General features: G+C 72.2%; 18 protein-coding genes. 12 read left to right on the top strand and 6 right to left on the bottom strand.

Features of this window, described 5'->3' with window-relative positions; translation table 11 throughout:
• The first annotated feature begins 55 nt into the window (after positions 1-55).
• Positions 56-517 (top strand): PTS sugar transporter subunit IIA, encoded by a 462-nt coding sequence (locus AAFX79_08280; protein MEO1008549.1) that lies wholly within the window; start codon positions 56-58, stop codon positions 515-517.
• Here AAFX79_08280 and AAFX79_08275 read toward each other — a convergent pair.
• Positions 514-1,569, bottom strand: a complete 1,056-nt coding sequence (locus AAFX79_08275) for an alpha/beta fold hydrolase (GenBank protein ID MEO1008548.1) — start codon at positions 1,567-1,569, stop codon at positions 514-516. The genes AAFX79_08280 and AAFX79_08275 overlap by 4 nt on opposite strands.
• A gap of 8 nt (positions 1,570-1,577) precedes the next feature.
• On the bottom strand, positions 1,578-2,240 hold the full coding sequence (locus tag AAFX79_08270; GenBank protein MEO1008547.1) for a MotA/TolQ/ExbB proton channel family protein: 663 nt from the start codon (positions 2,238-2,240) through the stop codon (positions 1,578-1,580).
• A gap of 26 nt (positions 2,241-2,266) precedes the next feature.
• Between AAFX79_08270 and AAFX79_08265 the strand changes: the two genes are divergently transcribed.
• Both AAFX79_08265 and dxs read left to right on the top strand, forming a co-directional pair.
• Positions 2,267-3,190 (top strand): polyprenyl synthetase family protein, encoded by a 924-nt coding sequence (locus AAFX79_08265; GenBank protein MEO1008546.1) that lies wholly within the window; start codon positions 2,267-2,269, stop codon positions 3,188-3,190.
• Between the two features lie 182 nt (positions 3,191-3,372).
• Complete coding sequence (gene dxs / locus AAFX79_08260) at positions 3,373-5,358, top strand: 1-deoxy-D-xylulose-5-phosphate synthase (GenBank protein MEO1008545.1); 1,986 nt, start codon at positions 3,373-3,375, stop codon at positions 5,356-5,358.
• A gap of 34 nt (positions 5,359-5,392) precedes the next feature.
• On the opposite strand, the gene AAFX79_08255 is transcribed toward dxs, so the two are convergent.
• Both AAFX79_08255 and AAFX79_08250 read right to left on the bottom strand, forming a co-directional pair.
• On the bottom strand, positions 5,393-6,571 hold the full coding sequence (locus AAFX79_08255; protein MEO1008544.1) for a GC-type dockerin domain-anchored protein: 1,179 nt from the start codon (positions 6,569-6,571) through the stop codon (positions 5,393-5,395).
• Positions 6,572-6,649: 78 nt separating this feature from the next.
• A complete protein-coding gene (locus tag AAFX79_08250) occupies positions 6,650-7,264 on the bottom strand; it encodes a GC-type dockerin domain-anchored protein (GenBank protein MEO1008543.1) in 615 nt (204 codons plus the stop codon).
• Positions 7,265-7,470: 206 nt separating this feature from the next.
• Between AAFX79_08250 and AAFX79_08245 the strand changes: the two genes are divergently transcribed.
• From AAFX79_08245 to AAFX79_08205, 9 genes are all read left to right on the top strand, one after another.
• On the top strand, positions 7,471-7,677 hold the full coding sequence (locus AAFX79_08245; GenBank protein MEO1008542.1) for a hypothetical protein: 207 nt from the start codon (positions 7,471-7,473) through the stop codon (positions 7,675-7,677).
• Positions 7,674-7,844, top strand: coding sequence for a hypothetical protein (locus AAFX79_08240; GenBank protein MEO1008541.1), 171 nt, complete (start codon positions 7,674-7,676; stop codon positions 7,842-7,844). The genes AAFX79_08245 and AAFX79_08240 overlap by 4 nt, the downstream gene beginning before the upstream one ends.
• A complete protein-coding gene (locus tag AAFX79_08235) occupies positions 7,841-8,902 on the top strand; it encodes a Rieske 2Fe-2S domain-containing protein (protein ID MEO1008540.1) in 1,062 nt (353 codons plus the stop codon). The genes AAFX79_08240 and AAFX79_08235 overlap by 4 nt, the downstream gene beginning before the upstream one ends.
• Positions 8,899-9,657, top strand: a complete 759-nt coding sequence (locus AAFX79_08230; protein MEO1008539.1) for a hypothetical protein — start codon at positions 8,899-8,901, stop codon at positions 9,655-9,657. Before AAFX79_08235 ends, AAFX79_08230 begins: the two co-directional genes overlap by 4 nt.
• Positions 9,658-9,787: 130 nt before the next feature.
• Positions 9,788-10,660, top strand: a complete 873-nt coding sequence (locus tag AAFX79_08225) for a heme-binding protein (GenBank protein ID MEO1008538.1) — start codon at positions 9,788-9,790, stop codon at positions 10,658-10,660.
• 64 nt (positions 10,661-10,724) lie between these two features.
• Positions 10,725-10,970, top strand: a complete 246-nt coding sequence (locus tag AAFX79_08220; GenBank protein MEO1008537.1) for a hypothetical protein — start codon at positions 10,725-10,727, stop codon at positions 10,968-10,970.
• Complete coding sequence (locus AAFX79_08215; protein ID MEO1008536.1) at positions 10,963-11,535, top strand: PH domain-containing protein; 573 nt, start codon at positions 10,963-10,965, stop codon at positions 11,533-11,535. The genes AAFX79_08220 and AAFX79_08215 overlap by 8 nt, the downstream gene beginning before the upstream one ends.
• 23 nt (positions 11,536-11,558) lie before the next feature.
• Complete coding sequence (locus AAFX79_08210; GenBank protein ID MEO1008535.1) at positions 11,559-12,812, top strand: M20/M25/M40 family metallo-hydrolase; 1,254 nt, start codon at positions 11,559-11,561, stop codon at positions 12,810-12,812.
• On the top strand, positions 12,809-14,833 hold the full coding sequence (locus AAFX79_08205; GenBank protein ID MEO1008534.1) for an alpha/beta hydrolase: 2,025 nt from the start codon (positions 12,809-12,811) through the stop codon (positions 14,831-14,833). The genes AAFX79_08210 and AAFX79_08205 overlap by 4 nt, the downstream gene beginning before the upstream one ends.
• Here the strand turns inward: AAFX79_08205 and AAFX79_08200 are convergent.
• The gene (locus AAFX79_08200; GenBank protein ID MEO1008533.1) at positions 14,819-16,282 is read right to left on the bottom strand and encodes an MFS transporter; all 1,464 of its coding nucleotides are present in this window, start codon (positions 16,280-16,282) and stop codon (positions 14,819-14,821) included. The two genes, AAFX79_08205 and AAFX79_08200, sit on opposite strands and share 15 nt — an antisense overlap.
• Positions 16,279-17,148: a prolyl oligopeptidase family serine peptidase gene (locus AAFX79_08195; GenBank protein MEO1008532.1), complete on the bottom strand. Its 870-nt coding sequence runs from the start codon at positions 17,146-17,148 to the stop codon at positions 16,279-16,281. Before AAFX79_08195 ends, AAFX79_08200 begins: the two co-directional genes overlap by 4 nt.
• Between the last annotated feature and the right edge of the window lie 6 nt (positions 17,149-17,154).

The raw sequence follows: 17,154 nt of genomic DNA, 5'->3' as shown, positions 1-17,154 counted from the left end.
GCCGGACCGGCGTCTTCCGGTCCGGGCCGGCTCCCGCACTGCGGAGCGTGGCTTCATGAAGTTGCTGGACATCCTGTCGCCCGAGTGCGTGAAGGCTCCGCTCGACTCGATCGAGAAGCGGGCGGTCATCGACGAGCTCGTCGACCTGCTCGCCGCCCTCGAGCGGGTCGCCAGCCCGGGCGAGCTCAAGGAGGCCGTCTGGGCCCGCGAGCAGACGCGGACCACCGGCATCGGCCACGGCCTGGCGATCCCCCACGGCAAGTGCGAGGGACTCGATGGGCTCGCCATGGCCATCGGAAAGCCGGCCGACCCCATCGACTTCGAGGCCATCGATGGCCAGCCCGTGCGGCTCGTCGTCCTCCTCGCCAGCCCGCCCGACCGCACCAGCGACCACATCCAGGCGCTCGCCCGCATCAGCCGCCTGATGACGATGGACGACTTCCGCGACAAGATCTACGGCGCCGACTCGTCCGAGGCGATCTACGAGCTGCTGAAGGAGCAGGAAAAGGTGGGCTAGCGGCCGCCCGCCTCTTCGCCGTCCGCGCTGCCGCGCACGAGCCAGTCCTGTGCAGCCTCGGCGATCTCGCCGAGCGCATCGGGCAGCACCGGGCCGGCGACGCCCGGATCGCGGTCGGATTCGACGCGCTTGAAGTTGTGGCTCGCATCGCCCAGCAGCGCGACCCGGAACGAGCCGTGGCCGGCGGCCTCGACGGCGGTCGCCAGCGCATCCACGTCCTTCTCGGCCAGCACCTGCACGTCGCGTTCGCCCTGCAGGATCAGGACGGGGCAGCGCACCTCCGCCGCCAGCGCCGCGGGATCGATCTCGGCGTAGTCCCTGGTCAGCACCGTCGTGGAGGCATTGAACAGGCCCCGCATCGCCGGCGGCAGGTTCTCGGGGAACGGCTCTCCCGCGACGGCGGCGGCGATGGCGGCGTCGAGCTTCGCGAGCGCACGACCGGCGCTGTCGTCGGGCACGCCCGACGCCTCGAGCTGGGCGGCGAACTGCTCGCGCATCAGCACCGCGATCGGCCGCCCGGGCGTCGCTAGCAAGAAGGCCGCGGCGACCGAATCCGGCTCCTCCGTCGCCACGCGGAGCGCCACGACGCCGCCCTCGCTGTGCCCGAGCACGCCCACACGGCTGGCGTCGATCTCGGGTCGTTCCCGCAGCCACGCGAGTGCGCCCCGCGCGTCCGCGACGAAGCGGTCCATGGCGAAGAACGGACCCATTTCGTCGAGCGGCGGAAACGAGCTTGCGTACACCCGGCAGGCTCGCTTGTCGTAGCGGAGCGAGGCGATCCCATCCGCCGCGAGCCGTTCGGCGACCTGCCGGAGCAGGTTCGTGTTCAGGATGGGCGGCTGGTTGCCGTCGCGGTCGGTCGGGCCCGAGCCCGCCAGCAGCAGCACCGCCGGCACCCGGTCGCCGCCGGCCATCTCCGGCAGCAGCAGCGTGCCTCGCAGCTCCAGGCCGTCACCCTGGAAGCGGATCTCGTGGCTCGCGGGTTGCGCGGCCACGGCCGGAGCGAACACCGCAAGGATGCCGGTGACCATCGCGAGGAGTGCGTGCTTCATCCGCGAGGCTAGCTGGACTTTGGCGGCCCGAACCCCTCCATCGCCGACGCGCCCAGCAACTCCAGCCGCGTCAGGGCCCGGTCGGCGAGGCCCTTGAACAGCGCATAGGGGAAGAGCGTCGCGATGGCGATGCCCAGTCCGAAGGCGGTGGTGTAGAGCGCTTGGGCGATGCCGCCGGCGATGAGCCGTGGATCGGTCGCGCCGCCGCCCTCGCTCCCCATGCCATCGCCGGCCAGCCCACCAATCGCCTGGAAGCTGGTGATGATGCCGGTGACCGTGCCCAGGATGCCCAGCATCGGGGCGGCCGTGATGATGATCGAGAGCATGCCCTGGAAGCGCTCGATGGCGCCCCGCTGGGCCTCGATGGCCTCGCGGGCCACGACCTCGCCCACGCCGCCCCGCCGGCCGTGGCCCGCCAGGTCGCGTGCGAGTCGCGAGTAGGGATCCCCCCGCTCGGCCGTCGCGTCGATGGCCCGCTCGTGGCCGCCCTCGCGGAGACGGGCCGCCAGCTCGCGGACGAGCTTCCGCGTCGCCGGCCCGGTCAGCCGCGCCCAGAACAGGGCTCGCTCGACGACGATGGCCAGGGCCCCGGCGCTAAGGGCCGCCAGCGGCAGCATCACCCAGCCGCCGATCTCGAAGCTGCGTCGCAGGGCGTCCAGGGCGGCTTCCATGGCGCGGGCATGGTACCGTGACGGCGATGGCGGGCGTGGAATCGGCCGGAGACGTGGGGGTGGCTGGGCACGAGTTGGCGGTCGAGCACATCCGCCGCTGCGCGCGGCTCGTCGAGGGCGAGCTCGACGCCATCATCGACGAGTGCTTCCACGCGCCCATGATGCGCGACGCGGCGCGGTACGCCGCGCTCGGCGGCGGCAAGCGGCTGCGGCCGGCGCTGGCGATCCTCTCCGCCGAGGCCTGCGGCGGCCGCACCGAGGACGCCCTGCCCGCGGCGGCGGCGGTCGAGCTGATCCACGCCTTCAGCCTCGTGCATGACGACCTGCCCTGCATGGACGATGACGAGCTGCGCAGGGGCCGCCCGACGCTGCACGTGCATGCCGGCGAGGCGGCGGCCCTGCTCGCGGGCGACGCCATGCTCAATGCGGCCTACCAGGCGCTCGCGATGCGGGTGCGGGACGCCGGCGTCGCCCGCACGCTCTCGGCCGAGCTGGCCGAGGCATCGGCCCGCATGATCGACGGCCAGGCGCTGGACACCCTCGGCTGCTTCCCAGCCGGCCTCGACGGCGACGCCGACCGGCTGGGCACCATCCATGCCTGGAAAACCGGGGCCCTGCTCCGCGCCGCCTGCCGCATGGGGGCGATCACCGCCGGGGCGCCCGCTGACCACCTCGAGGCGATCACCGCCTACGCCGAGGACCTGGGCCTCATGTTCCAGATCGTCGACGACCTGATCGACGTCGAGCAGTCCACCGAACAAGCCGGCAAGCGGACGGGTAAGGACGCCGACGCCGGCAAGCTGACCTTCCCCGGCGTCCTGGGCACCGAGCGGTCCAGGCAAGAAGTGGCCCGGCTGCGGGCGGAGGCCATCGAGAAGCTCGCCCCCCTGGGCCCGCGTGGCGCGGTCCTGGCCGACCTGGCGGCGGCGATGGCCGAGCGGACCCGATAATCGATGCAGCGACCAACCGAGACCGCCCATCGCCGCAGGCAGGCCCGCACCGAGCGGGCGCGAACGCGACAAATGTTTCAAAAAAAACTGAAATCTCAGGCCCTCGATGCTAAGAATGAGGGTGGCACACCGCGGACGCCGCGCAGGAGCGTCCACCGCGGGCCGAGCCCGGAGGCCGGATCATGACGCTGCTCGAATCGCTGGCCGGGCCCCAGGACCTCCGGGCGATGTCGATCGAGGACCTCGAGCGGCTTGCCGAGGACATCCGCGACGCCATCTGCCGGCAGGTGGCCCGCTCGGGCGGGCACCTGGCGCCCAACCTCGGCGTGGTCGAGCTGACCATCGCGATGCACCGGGTGTTCGATTTCGGCTGGGACCGCCTGCTGTTCGACGTCGGCCACCAGTGCTACCCCCACAAGCTGCTCACCGGGCGGCTGCCCGCGCTCGATAAGCTGCGGACCCGCGAGGGCATGGCCGGCTTTCCGGAACCCGACGAATCGCCCTACGACCTCTTCCGCGTCGGGCACGCCGGCACGGGCATCTCGACGGCCGTCGGCATGGCCCGTGGCGACACGCTCCGGGGTGAGGGCTTCCACTCCAAGACCCGCGCCGACGGACGCCGCGTGGCGACCATCATCGGCGACGCCTCGATCGTCAACGGCGTGGCGATGGAGGGCCTCAACAACGCCGGCACGCTCGGCCGCCAGTTCCTGGTCGTGCTCAACGACAACGGCATGTCGATCGCCAAGCCCCAGGGCGCCATGGCGCAGTACTTCGATCGCGTCCGCGTCAGCCACACCTATACGGGCCTCAAGCGGGATGCCAAGAAGATCCTCGAGACGCTGCCGGGCGGCGGCGCCATCCGCGACGCCTACCACCGCATGGGCGAGGCCACCAAGGCGATGATCGCCGAGGGGGCGCAGGGCACGCCCCACGGCGACTGGTTCGAGCACTTCGGCCTGCTTACCGTCGGCCCGATCGACGGCCACCACCTGCCGACACTCATCGAGTTCCTGGAGTCGGTCAAGGAGTTGGATCGCCCGTGCGTGCTGCACGTCAAGACGGTCAAGGGCAAGGGCTACGGCTTCAGCGAGGGCGACGCCCGGACGTTCCACTCGCCCAAGCCCTTCGCCTCGGTCGACGGGCAGGAACTCGAGGCCGAGGGCTGCCGGGTGGAGGTCAAGAGCGGCGGCCGCAGCTTCACCAGCGCCTTCGGCGAGGCCATGCACGACCTGATGGTCCGCGATGAGCAGGTCGTCGCCTGCACGGCGGCCATGCCCGACGGCACGGGCCTGACGCGCGCCCTCGAGGACTTCCCGCGGCGGGCCTGGGACACGGGCATCTGCGAGAGCCACGCCATGGACATGATGGCGGGGCTCGCCAAGACCGGCTTCAAGCCCTTCTTTGCGGTCTACAGCACCTTCCTGCAGCGAGCGTTCGACCAGGCCTTCCAGGAGGTGTCGCTCCAGGGCCTGCCCGTGCGGCTGTGCCTCGATCGCGCGGGCCTCGTCGGTGGTGACGGCGCGGTGCACCACGGCTTCTGCGACGTCGCCATCCTGCGGACGCTCCCGGACGCCGCCCTCCTGGCCGCCATCGATGAGCCGAGCCTCCGCGCCGCGCTCGAGTTCATGCGGGAGTACGACGCGGGCCTGTCTAGCGTCCGTTACCCGCGGGACGACGTGTCGGACCGCTTCGCCGACCTCGGTTGCCCGTCCTTTGAGTTGGGCCGGGCGCGGCTGCTGACGCCCGACGCGGACCCGCTCGGCGACGAACCCGCAGACCTTGCGATCCTGGCCTTCGGCGTGCCCGCGCTGGCGGCGATGGACGCCGCCGACGTGATGGACGCCCGCGTCGCCGTCTACGACGCCCGCTTCGCGAAGCCCGTGGACCGCGCCCTAATCCGGTCCCTCGCCGAGCGGGGCGTGCCGATCCTGACGGTGGAGGAGCACACGCTGCAGGGCGGCTTCGGCACCGCGGTGCTCGAAGCCATCGAGGAAATGAGCCTCGAGGGCGCCCGCGTCCGGAGGCACGGCCTGCCCGACGCCTGGATCAAGCAGGACGGCCGCGGCGCGCAGCTCGCCGAAGTTGGCCTCGATGCGGACGGCATCCGCCGTCAGGCCGAGGCGGCCATGGCGCAGCCGTCTGCCCGCGACCGCGTCGAGGTCTAGCGCCCCGCCGCGGTTCTACGGCATCATCGACTGCCTACGCGCAGCCGGCCGCGAACGTGTTCTGGAACGCCAGGAAGTCGAACAGCGTCAGCACGCCATTGCCGTCGAAGTCGGCGGTCGGGTCGCCGGTGGCGAACGCGTTCTGGAACGCAAGGAAATCGAAGAGCGACAGCGCGCCATCGGCGTCGAGATCCGCGCGGCAGCCGCGGGACGCCTCGGCCTGCGTCGCCAGCAAGTAGGTCCACACCGGCTCGTAGAGGTTCTCGCCGGTAGCGCCGGTCGGCAGGAACTCGTCCACGACCACGGCCGAGTGAAAGTTGCGGTGGCCGGGATCCCGCAGGCTGGTCAGCATGTGGCTCGAGAGCTCATGGGCGGCCCTGCGATCCACGCTCTCGATGCCTCCGAACGCTTCGAGGCCCAGGATCCGCTGGTTGCCGAAGAAGCCGGCGGCCGTCGGGTCGTTGACGTGCGTGAAGGCGAGCATCCGCTCGGCGGGGGTGTTGCCGCCACGGAAGAGCCAGGGCGCCGGGCCCACGCCCGGCACGAAGTCGCCCGGGCCGGCGAACATGATCGCACCGCCCATGCTGAAGTCTCTGGTGAGGTAGGCGGCGTGTCCGGCGCCCTGCGAGTGGCCCGCGACGACGATCGTCCGCCAGGTCGGTTCGCCGCCGGCGTCGAGGAATCGGCCCCAGCCCTCGCCGGGGTGCGCCGCCTCGAGGAACGCCAGGGCCCGCGCGAGCCGGTTGTCGATGGCGTCGGGCGGTGGCACGTCGATGACGTCGGTCCGCGGCTCGCCGAAGAGCCGCTCGCGGCGGATGGCCTCGGGCAGATCGGGGTCGCTGCTGTCGCGGGTCAGATCTCGGACCGAGGGCCAGCTCCCGTAGGCCACGCCCAGGGCGTGCCAGCCCTCTCCGGCGGCGTGCGCCACGACCTCGGCGTACTGCGTGGGCACGCCACCGCTGCCCGGCAGGAAGACGAACAGCAGCCCGGGCCGCTCCGCGGGCCGCAGCGCGGGATCGAGAGCGGCCACGTGGAGCGCCTCCAGGCCGCTGGGAGCCACCAGCGGCGTGATGGCCGGATCGGTGTCGGTCGGGTCGATCTCTCGCACCTCGACCTGGCCGTGTGCGCTGCTGGCGGCGAGCACCGCAAGAGCGGCGGTAGTGCGATCGAGACGCATGACGAGGCGCAGGAGGGGGTGCGGGACGGGTCGCATGGGATGTCCTCCGTTCGGCGTGGTTGCACGCACGAGAACGAACGGCGGACCGGCGGGGCTATTGCGGCGGCGTGGGCCCTAGGGGCAGCCCGATGCAAATTCGTTCTGGAACGCGAGGAAGTCGAAGATGGTCAGCGAGCCGTCGCCGTCGAAGTCGGCGGCAAGATTGCCGGCGGCGAACAGGTTCTGGAACGCTAGGAAGTCGAAGAGCGTCAGCTCGCCGTCGCCGTCGAGATCCGCGCGGCACGCGACATCGGGCAGGCCGCGGACGTAGCCGAAGCCGCCCGCGCCGCAGCACGACCACGACGTGAAGCGGATGTCGACGTAGATGTCGTCGGTGATCAGGTGCACTACGGCGTTCTGCCCGACGAGCGATTGCGGATTGCTGCCGGCGATGCACTCCCAGCAGTCGAAGGCCAGCGCGTCCAGGTCCGCCGTCGTGCCGATGGCCCAGGCCGTGTCGGCCGGGCTCGCGATGCCGGCGTAGAACGGCTCCACGGCGATGTTGTACACGCCCCGTCGCTCCTGCCGGGTCAGGATGACGTTGTCGGTCAGGAGGTCCTGGTTCTCCGGCAGCGTCCAATCGGAACCGTCGGGCTTGACGAACTCGAGGTCGTAGCCCGACCAGATCTCCTGGCCCGAGGCGGCGGCGGTGCAGGCGGCAAGGGCGACGACGATGGCGGTGCTGCGCATGCTTCCTCTCTCTTCTCGATGCGCCGCGACATGCGGTGCTCGCAAATTCTAACGCGGATACGCGACGCATCCCGCGTCGGGCGCCGCTTTGCGTGGTCGGGAGCGATGAGAACGCGAGCGAAGCCGGGTAGACCCGTCCGCGGCGAGCGCCAACAAACGACTGGGCGAGGGCCAATAAGCCGCGGCGGGACGTTCGGGGGCTGGGCGTGTTCGAACTGCTGATCCTGGTGATCGTGGGCTACCTGGGCGTCGGCCTGCTGGTCGCTATCCCCATGGCCATCCGCGGAGTGAACCGCTTCGATGGCGCCGCCCGCGACGGCACTTGGGGCTTCCGCGTACTGGCCATCCCGGGGCTGGCCGTGCTGTGGCCGCTCGTGCTGCTGCGGTGGATCTCGGCCGGAGCGTCTTCGTGAGGGCGGCACACCGCAAGATGCACGTGGCGCTGTGGCTGCTGGTGCTGCCGGCGGTGCTGGCGGTGATCGCCGCGGGCCTGCTGCTTCGGACGCCGCCGCCCGAGCCCGGGCCGGCCATCGACACTGGTACCGAAGTTGAAGCCGCCGCCGCGGAGGGCACGCCGTGAGCGTCCGCTTCCGCGCCGTCAACTGGACCAGGCACAAGCTGGTCTACGACGCGATCGTGGTCGGTCTCTGCGTCGCCTTCGTCGCCGCCTTCATCGGCGTGAGCCTCGCGGCCTACCCCGATCGCCAGCCCGACCAGTGGATCCCCACGCTGCTGATGCGGGCGCTGGGCACGCTCGCGCTCGTGCTGCTGCACGTCATCCTGGCGATCGGTCCGCTCGCCCGGCTGAGCGAGCGGTTCACGTTCCTGCTTGCCAACCGCCGGCACCTCGGCGTCACGCTGTTCCTGGTGGCGCTGCTGCACGCGCTCGTCGTCACCGGCTGGTACGGCGGCTTCGGTGTCGAGAATCCGCTCGTCGCCGTGCTGGTGCGGCCCGGCGGCGGCGTGGGCTTCGAATTCCTGGGCTTCCTCGCGCTGCTCGTCCTGCTGCTGCTGGCCGCCACGAGCCACGACTTCTGGCTCGCCTTCCTCGGGCCGGCGGCCTGGAAGGCGCTGCACATGCTGGTGTACGTGGCGTACGCGCTCGTCGTCGCGCACGTCACGCTGGGCGTGCTGCGGTCCGAGACCTCGCTCGTGCTGCCCGCGCTGCTCGCGGCCGGCGCGCTGGCGCTGGGCGGGCTCCACCTCGCCGCCGGCACCCGCGAGCTGAAGCGCGACGCCGCTACACCCGATCGCGCCGACGACGGCTGGGTCGACATCGGCGACGCCGGCGACATCCCCGATCAGAGGGCCCGCGTCGTCTGCCTGGGCGGTGGCGCGCGTGTCGCGGTGTTCCGCGACGGCGGCTCGCTGCACGCGATGAGCAACATCTGCTCCCACCAGGGCGGCCCCATCGGCGAGGGCGAGATCATCGACGGCTGCGCGACCTGCCCCTGGCACGGCTACCAGTACAACATCGCCGATGGCACCAGCCCGCCGCCCTACACCGAGAAGATCCCCACCTACGAGCTGCGGGTCCGCGGCGGCCGCGTGCAGGTCAACCCCGAACCCAACGCACCGGGCACGCCGACGCAGCCGGTCTCGATCCCGAGCGACGCGAACAGCGAGCACGCCGGATGAGCAAGACCAAGCCCAGCATCTACGTGATCTACCGCCCGCTGCCCGCCGCGCTGTTCGCCGTGGTGCTCACCGCAATCGCGGGCCTCGCCGGGCTGATGCTGGGCGTGGGCGTGGCGTCGGCCGTCGCGCAGCGCGATCCCGGCGGCGGCACCTGGGACCTGTCCAACGCCGTCACGCTCACGGGCACGATCGTCGCCGAGCCCTACCCCATGTTGCTGCCCGACGGCGGCGGCCCGGGCGTGCTGCTCGTGGGCATCGCCAAGAGCGGCCCGGACGAACGCATCACGAGCCGCGCCGGCGAGCGGGTCGCGCTGACCGGCTTCGAGCTGCGGCGCGACGGCCTACGGATGCTGTCGATCGACGACGCCGACGAGCGGGCCGTCACCGATGCCGACGCGGCGACCTCCGCCCCCTTGCGTGCCGAGGGTCGCGCCGATGCGCGGCCGCTCGGACGGCACACCATCGACACCCAGCTGCTCGACAGCAAGTGCTACCTCGGCGCCATGATGCCCGGCGAGGGCGAGGGCCACCGCGCCTGCGCCATCCTGTGCGTGCGGGGCGGCGTCCCGCCGATGATCGCCTGGCGGGACGAGAGTGGCGAGTCCCGCTACGCCCTCGTGACCGCCGCCGACGGCGGCGTCATGCCGGCCGAGCTGCTCGACGCCATCGGCCGGCCCGTCGTCGTCACCGGCGACGTGTCGGCCCGCGACGGCTGGCTGTGGATCGCCGTCGAGTCCGCCGGCGTCATCCGATAGCGACGCACCACGATTGACCGAGCGCGGGGTACCCCGTCGCGGGCGGGGGTTGTCGGAATCCCTGACGGCCCACCCGGTCCGTGCGCGTCCAGGTGGGCACACTCAGTGCAGCACTTACAGGAGAAGGCCCATGTCACGCACGCCGGGATCGATCGCGAGGCTCACCAGCACCCTGCGGCTCGCCGCGACGGCCGCCGCCTGCAGCGGTGCGGTCGCGATCGCCCAGACCAGCGGCACGACGACGAGCGTCGCCGACCGCGGCACCGACCAGGATGCGTCCGCCACCGTCGCGACGCCGATGCGGGTCGGCGGCGAGGCGGCCTTCGAGATCCAGACGCGGACGGCCATCGTCGAGGACGGCGAGGAGGGCACGGTCTACGTCGCCGGCCCGATGCGCACCACCGCGGTGCTGCCCGAGGGCTACCCGCGGCCCACGCCCGCGGGCGCCATCGAGATCAAGAGCTACCCGAGCGTCCGCCGCGCGGAGCTGACGGTCGAGAACACGCCCCGGCGCGCGGCGTCGCAGGCGTTCATGCCGCTATTCATGCACATCAAGGACCGCAACATCGCGATGACCGCGCCCGTCGAGAACGACATGCCCGCGATGGCGCAGGCCATCGATCAGCTCGGCGAGCCGGCGGCGGATCGCTCCATGCGCGGCGACGTCACCGTGTCGTTCCTGTACCGCACCGAGGACCTCGGCCCGGTCGGGGAGGCCGAGCGGGGCGTCCGAGTCGTCGATGCGCCGCCGGTGACGGTGATCAGCGTCGGCATCCGCGGCGTGGCCGACGACGAAATGATCCGCGAGCGGACCGACCGGCTGTACCGCTGGCTCCGCACGCAGGGCTCGACCAACTATGGGCCCGACGGCTCGATGGCGCCAGGCCGCTGGGTGCCCGCGGGCCCGCCCCGATGGCTGGGCTACAACGGCCCGACCATGCCCGCCCGCGATCGCTGGGCCGAGGCTCAGGTCCCCATCCGCTGGGAGGCGGGCGAGTCCTGAGTCCGCCGATGCCAGGAGGGCGGCCCGTCGCGGTGCCGATCGCGGCGATGCCCTAGGGTCTTCCGTGTCCGACCGGCCCACGGACAACCACGAGAAGGCGCCCGGCGTGATGCGTTCGCTGGGCGCCTTTTTTGGTGAGATCGTCCGGGCCGTGAAGAGCTCGCCCGAGCGCTACGAGCAGCAGGACGCCGCACGAGATGCCCGCCCGCCGGCACGCGACGGCGAGCGCGTCGTGCTGCGACGGACCACCACCACGGTGGACGAGGTGGTGCTGCGGCCGGGCGAGCGGGAGGAGGGCCGCGATGGCTGAGGCGTCGGCATCCCGCTACCGCGTGCTCCGCGAGGCCAGCTTCGACGAGAAGCTGCCGAGCTACTACCTGCTGTCGGGCGTGATCGTGCTGGTCGTCACGATCGTGGGGGCGCCGCTGGCGGTAGTGTATTTCGTCGTCGGGCGGCTGCTGATCCAGAAGTACATCGACCGCCTGGCGTGCACGCTCACCGAGCGGACGCTGGAGATCAAGAAGGGCTGGCTCAACCGCGTCGAGAGCACCGTGCCGCTCGAGAAGATCACCGACCTGCAGATGATCCAGGGGCCCCTCATGCGGCTGTTCGGGCTGCACGGGTTCAAGGTGGAGACCGCCGGGCAGAGCGCGGGCCCGGGCGCGAGCCTGGTGAGCCTGATCGGCATCGTCGATGCGCCGGCGTTCCGCGAGGCGGTGCTCGAGCAGCGAGACGAACTGGCCGAGGGCCGGGTGCTTGCGCGCGGCCGCAGCGATGCGTCCGAGGACGCCGCGGGCCCGACCGCGACGGCGCTGCTGGCCGAGATCCGCGACAGCCTGCGCCGCATCGAGGGCCGGCTGCCGCCGGCGGGCTAGGCGGCCGCCGCTACCCTCACGGCATGACGACGACCGCGACGCAGCACCTGGTCGAGATCGCCGCCGATCGACGCACCCAGCACCACCGATGGCTCCAGGAGCTCACGGGCATCCCCACGGCCGCGGGCCGCGAGGACCGCGTGGTCGCGTGGACCCGAAGGTGGGTGGCCGAGCGGCCCGAGCTGGCGATCCGCGCCGATGCGCACGGCAACCTGGTGATCCGCCGCACCGAGCCCTTCGCGGGCGATTCGCCGGTGTACGTGACGGCACACCTGGACCATCCGGCCTTCGTGGTCGAGGCGATCGAGGACGATCGGACGCTGGTGATGGCCTTCCGCGGCGGGGTGATGGAGGACTACTTCGCGGGCACGCCCGTCGCAGTCCATTCAGGATCCGATGCGACCGCGCAGCCACGGCGGGGCGTCGTCGTCGAGCGCGTGCCGCCGGCGGAGGGCGAGAAGGAACTCTTCAAGCGGTACCGCGTGCGCCTCGACGACGGAAATTCGACGGCCGGCCTGACCAACAAGGACTTCGGCACCTGGGCGCTGCCGGCGTCGGAGGTCGTGGATGGCGTGCTGCATGCGCCCGCCTGCGACGACCTGGCGGCGGCCGCCGCAGCGCTGGCGGCGATGGACGAGCTGCTGCGGCTGCGGGCGGCGGGCGAGCGGGTCGGACGCGACGTCCGGCTGCTGTTCACGCGGGCGGAAGAGATCGGGTTCGTGGGCGCACTGGGCGCGGCCCGGGACAGGACGATGGAGGCCGAATCGACCGTGATCGCGCTCGAGAACAGCCGGGCATTCGATGACTCGCCGCTGGGCGGCGGGCCGATCGTCCGCGTGGGCGATCGCCTGAGCGTGTTCACGCCGCGGGTGACGGCGGCGGTGGCGTCGCGGGCCGAGGCGGTCGCGGGCGGGCCGGCGTCGCCGACGGCGGCGCAGAAGCACGCCGAGATGCCCAAGTGGCGCTGGCAGCGGAAGCTGATGGCGGGCGGCGCGTGCGAAGCCACGGTGTTCTGCGCCGCGGGCTACGACGCCACGTGCGTGTGCCTGCCGCTGGGCAACTACCACAACATGGCCGACCTGGCGGCGGTGCAGGCGGGCGCGCACGGGGGCCGGCCGACGATCGAGCGGGAGTTCATCGACGTGGGCGACTTCGACGGGCTGGTCGACCTGCTGGTGGCCTGCGGCATCGAACTCAGGCCCGGCGGGAGCATCGACGAGCGGCTCGATCGGCTCTGGCACGAGCGGCGGTTCGTGCTCGAGGAGTCGGACGCATGAGGATCGGCGCCCGGGCGATGCGGCTGGCGGTGGTGCTGCTGGCGGCGGCGTGGGTCGCGCCGCTGCAGGCGTGCGGCGGACCGATCGAGGCCCGCACCGTCAGCGAGGCGGCCGCCTTCGACCGCGACCTGTCCAGCATCGCGACGGGCGGCGGCCTGAGCGAGCACGCCCGCCGCACGCTGAGCATGTGGACCGGCGAGACCATTCGCCGCAAGCCCCCCTCGGTCGAGACGCTGCTCGCGCTGCGGGCCGATCTACTCGCAAGCCCGGACCAGCCGCTCGCACGCGACCGCACCGCGGCGCTGGCCGAATCGCTGCTGTACTACGCGACGCGTCGCCGGCCGCGGGCGGGCGAGGATGCCACCATCGCGCTGGCGTGCGCCGAGCTGGCCTGGCGGGAGCTGGAGCTGGCGGCGTCGCGGGACGAGGCGATGCTCTCGGGCATCACGCGTCGATCGATGGACGTCTACAACCGGGCGTTGACACGGCTCGTCGCGTTGGGCGCCATCGAGCCCGCCGAAGCCGAGCTGGGCCGCGTGTTCGAGGGTGCCGGCGGCACCTACGCGCTCGAGTTCGCCGAGGGCGAGCACACCTGGAACGTCGCGGACTTCGAGCGTGTGTCGGCCGCCCGGCGGATCGAGGTCAAGGGCCTGCGGCACCACCACCGGCGGGAGGGCCTGGGCACACCGCTGGTGCTCGAGCGGGACAACACGCCCGCGCGGGCCGCCGTCGATCCCAACCTGCCGCCCGAGGGCATCGTGTACCCCGGCACGCTGACGCTGGCCTTCGACGCCCGCGACGGCTCGGAGCTGGTGTCCGTCACCGGGCTGCTGCACGACACGCTGCGGACTCGGACGACCAACGTGCTGGGCCGGCGGACGCCCATCGCCAGCGACCAGACGGCGTCCATCGGCGTGCTGCACGCGCGCACCGACCTGCACGAGCTGGGCAAGAAGGGCTCGCTGGACCCGCGGGCCATCGAGGCGCGCACCGGGCTGTACATGCTCGAGCCCTACCGCGAGGACAAGATCCCGCTGATCCTGGTGCACGGGCTGCGGTCCAGCCCGCTGACGTGGCGGAACGTGCTCAACGAGCTGCGGGGCGACGACATCATCCGCCGCCGCTACCAGATCTGGATGTTCGTGTACCCCACCGCGCTGCCCATCCCCCGCAGCGCGCTGGAGCTGCGGCGGGCGCTGGCCGACGTCCGCGAGCGCTACGACCCCTACGACACCAGCTGGGGCATGGACCGGTCGGTGATCGTGGGGCACAGCATGGGCGGCATCATCACGGCGTCGCTGGTGCGGGACGTCGGCGAACGGCTGTACGCCTCGATCTACCTCGAGCCGCTGGACGACCTCGACCTCTCGGACAACACGCGTGGGCTGATGCGCGAGATCTTCTACTACCCGCCCGATCGCAAGGTCAAGCGGATCGTGCTCGTCGCGGCGCCGCACCGCGGGGCGGAGATGGCCGACGGCTTCATCGGGCGGCTGGGCCGGGCGTTCAGCCGGCTGAGCGACGACCTGCGGGACGCGAGGCGCGAGCTGCTGGCCAACCGCGACGCGATGGATCCGTGGATGCAGCGTAACGGCGTGCCCACGGGCATCGCGACGCTGTCGCCGCAGGCGCCGTCGCTGCGGGGCTACCTCGAGTCGCCATTCGTGGACTGGGTGACGGTGCACACCATCATGGGCGACCGCGGCAAGCCCAGGGCCGACGAGCCGGGCGACGGCATCGTGCCCAACGCCAGCTCGCGGCTGGAGTCCGCCGTCAGCGAGGTCATCGTGCCCAGCGGGCATAACGCGCACGACCACCCGGCCGCCATCGCCGAGATGCGCCGCATCCTGCTGCTGCACCTGCAGTCCGAGGATCCGTCGCTGGAGCTGTCGATCGACACGGCTCCCGAGGCGGCGCAGATCGCCGGGCAGCCGGCGGAGGCGGTGGACGGCGGCGCGCCCGAGGCCGAGGCCGCAACGCCGCCCGCGGGCGCACGGCCCGATGCGTCAGCCGGCGGGTAGGCCGTCCCGCCGGGCCTGCCGCTCGTTGCGCATGGCCTCGCGGACGCCGGCCCGCTCGTTGACGCGGAGCATCAGCAGCGTGCCGACCGCGAAGAAGCTCAGCAGCAGCACGAGGCTGGCGACCTCGCCCAGCGTGCGGGCGATGGCGCCGAACGACAGCACGCCGATGGCCCCCGCGAGCTTGTAGATCATGCCCCACAGGCCGAAGAACTCGGCCGTGCGGTGGGCGGGGGTGAGCCGGCCGACGAGGGATCGGCTTGCGGTGCCGATGCCGCCGAGCCCGAAGCCCAGGCCGTTGCCGACGATCCATAGCGGCCACTGGGGCCCGCCGCCGGGCCAGACCACCGCGATGGCGACCATGGCCGAGCAACTGGCGACCCAGACACCCAGGTAGATCAGCACGGTGCGCTTGGCGCCGAGGCGATCCTGGAAGAAGCTGGTCGCGACGGCGGCGATGACGGCGGTGATGGTGATCTGGGCGACGAAGAGCACGAGGCTGACGTCGCCGAAGCCGAAGTCCCGCGCGATGATCGACGCGAAGCCGATGATGGTCTGCACGCCGAAGCCGTAGATGAGGAAGGCCAGCAGGAAGCGCGCCAACTGGCGGTGCTTCGCGGCCAGGTGCACCCGGCCCGCGACGCGGCGCACCGCCGCCCGCAGGGGGTGCTGCTCCGTCTCGCGGGGCGCTGCGTCGCGCCGCAGGAAGAGGCCCGCGGGCACGATGCCCAGAAGGAACCACAGGCCCGCGAACACGAAGAGCGGCCGCCACTGCCCGGGCTGCTTGAGATCGAACAGAAGCATGGCAAGGGTCACGATCGTGAGCAGCGCCAACGCACCGGCGTAGCCCATCGTCCAGCCGATGGCGCTGATGCGGCCCATGTTCCGCCGCGTCGAGACGTCGGGCAGGAAGGACGCCAGGAAGTTCTCGCCGATCTGATAGGCTACGTTGGCGGGGATGTAGAGCGTGGCCGCGAGGATCACCATGCCCGGGCCGACGAATCCGAGCGAGCAGGTCAGCGCGCCCGACGCGAGGCCGGTGAGCATCAGCAGCAGCTTCCGCCGGGCGCGGATGTCGCCGTAGGCGCCGATGACGGGCGAGAGCACGACGACCGCCAGCAGCGATCCGCCGTGCAGCAGCGACCAGACGAACTTGCCCTGTCGTTCGGCGGCGTCGGCGCGATCGCAGGCGGCGACGACCTCCGGGGCGGCCGCCGCGCGGACGTCGTCGCTCGCGCGGGCGGCGTCGACGAGGGCCTGCAATTCGGCATCGAAGACCGGCTGGGGCACGACCACCTGGGTGACGTACAGGCTGAACAGCAGCGTGATGATCAGCAGCGTGAAGCTCTGGTTGGCCAGGTCGAACATGCCCCAGGCCCACACCTCCCGCGGGTTGGGCAGGCCGGCGAAGGGGTTGAGCCGCGCCAGGCGGCCCCGCACGCCCGCGCTCATGCCTCCGCGCCCGACGCGGCGTCCAGGTGGCCCACCAGGAACTCGACGTGCCGCAGCTTCGCCTCGTGGGCGTGGCGGCCGAAGCCCATGTGCTCGCTGTCGGCGCCGGTCTCGGACCAGTGCACGAACTCGACGAGCGAGGCCGCGGCGCTCCGGGCCTCGTAGTGCGTCCGCAGGTCGCGGACGAAGCCCGCTTGGCTCTCGAAGGGCACGATGGCGTCGGCCTCGGAGTGCATCGCCAGCAGCGGCAGGGGCTCGAACCCGCCCAGGTGCGCCCGCGGGTCGACCACCCGCACGCGGTCGCGGTCGTGCAGCGTCGGCCAGCGGCGGGGCTGGTCCTCGGGCGGGAAGTAGAGGGTCTCGAGGCAGCCGGTGGTGGCCTCCACCGCGGCGCAGCGGAAGCGGTGGGGTTCGCACAGGCGGCGGAGCGCGACCATGCCGCCCGCCGACATGCCGCCGATCGCCAGGCGGTCGGCGTCGAACATGCCCGCGTGCTCGCCCCCCAGCAGCTCGGCGAGCACGCCATCGACCTCGCCGCGCGCCCGCTCGAGCATGCCCAGCGTGCCCTCCGGCTGCTGGCAGCTCGCGTCGTAACGATCGCCGTGTCCCGGCAGGTCGATGGCGCAGGCGGCGATCCCGGCGCGGACGTAGCGAAGGTAGCGGCCCGAGTCGATCTCCTTGCGGCTGGTGCGGCCGTGCATCCAGAGCACGAGCGGACGGCGGCTCCGCCAATCGGGGTGGGCCAGCAGCGCGGGCACGCCGCCGGCGAGCGTGGTAAAGCGCGTGCGCTCCTGCAGGGCGCTCGCCAGCCGCAACGCCGATGCGGGCCAGCCCGAGGGATCACGCGTGTCGGTCGGGCCGGCCATGCGGGA

Source organism: Planctomycetota bacterium, from assembly GCA_039819165.1.
GTDB lineage: Bacteria > Planctomycetota > Phycisphaerae > Phycisphaerales > UBA1924 > JAHCJI01.
This window is presented reverse-complemented; position numbering and strand designations above follow the sequence as displayed.

Bases quoted from the DNA above. Each gene is read 5' to 3' on its own strand.
- AAFX79_08275 (MEO1008548.1), bottom strand. From the start codon at position 1,569: ATGAAGCACGCACTCCTCGCGATGGTCACCGGCATCCTTGCGGTGTTC.
- AAFX79_08195 (MEO1008532.1), bottom strand. From the start codon at position 17,148: ATGGCCGGCCCGACCGACACGCGTGATCCCTCGGGCTGGCCCGCATCG.
- AAFX79_08270 (MEO1008547.1), bottom strand. From the start codon at position 2,240: ATGGAAGCCGCCCTGGACGCCCTGCGACGCAGCTTCGAGATCGGCGGC.
- AAFX79_08210 (MEO1008535.1), top strand. From the start codon at position 11,559: ATGACGACGACCGCGACGCAGCACCTGGTCGAGATCGCCGCCGATCGA.
- AAFX79_08230 (MEO1008539.1), top strand. From the start codon at position 8,899: ATGAGCAAGACCAAGCCCAGCATCTACGTGATCTACCGCCCGCTGCCC.
- AAFX79_08200 (MEO1008533.1), bottom strand. From the start codon at position 16,282: ATGAGCGCGGGCGTGCGGGGCCGCCTGGCGCGGCTCAACCCCTTCGCC.
- AAFX79_08215 (MEO1008536.1), top strand. From the start codon at position 10,963: ATGGCTGAGGCGTCGGCATCCCGCTACCGCGTGCTCCGCGAGGCCAGC.
- AAFX79_08225 (MEO1008538.1), top strand. From the start codon at position 9,788: ATGTCACGCACGCCGGGATCGATCGCGAGGCTCACCAGCACCCTGCGG.
- dxs (MEO1008545.1), top strand. From the start codon at position 3,373: ATGACGCTGCTCGAATCGCTGGCCGGGCCCCAGGACCTCCGGGCGATG.
- AAFX79_08250 (MEO1008543.1), bottom strand. From the start codon at position 7,264: ATGCGCAGCACCGCCATCGTCGTCGCCCTTGCCGCCTGCACCGCCGCC.
- AAFX79_08255 (MEO1008544.1), bottom strand. From the start codon at position 6,571: ATGCGACCCGTCCCGCACCCCCTCCTGCGCCTCGTCATGCGTCTCGAT.
- AAFX79_08280 (MEO1008549.1), top strand. From the start codon at position 56: ATGAAGTTGCTGGACATCCTGTCGCCCGAGTGCGTGAAGGCTCCGCTC.
- AAFX79_08205 (MEO1008534.1), top strand. From the start codon at position 12,809: ATGAGGATCGGCGCCCGGGCGATGCGGCTGGCGGTGGTGCTGCTGGCG.
- AAFX79_08265 (MEO1008546.1), top strand. From the start codon at position 2,267: ATGGCGGGCGTGGAATCGGCCGGAGACGTGGGGGTGGCTGGGCACGAG.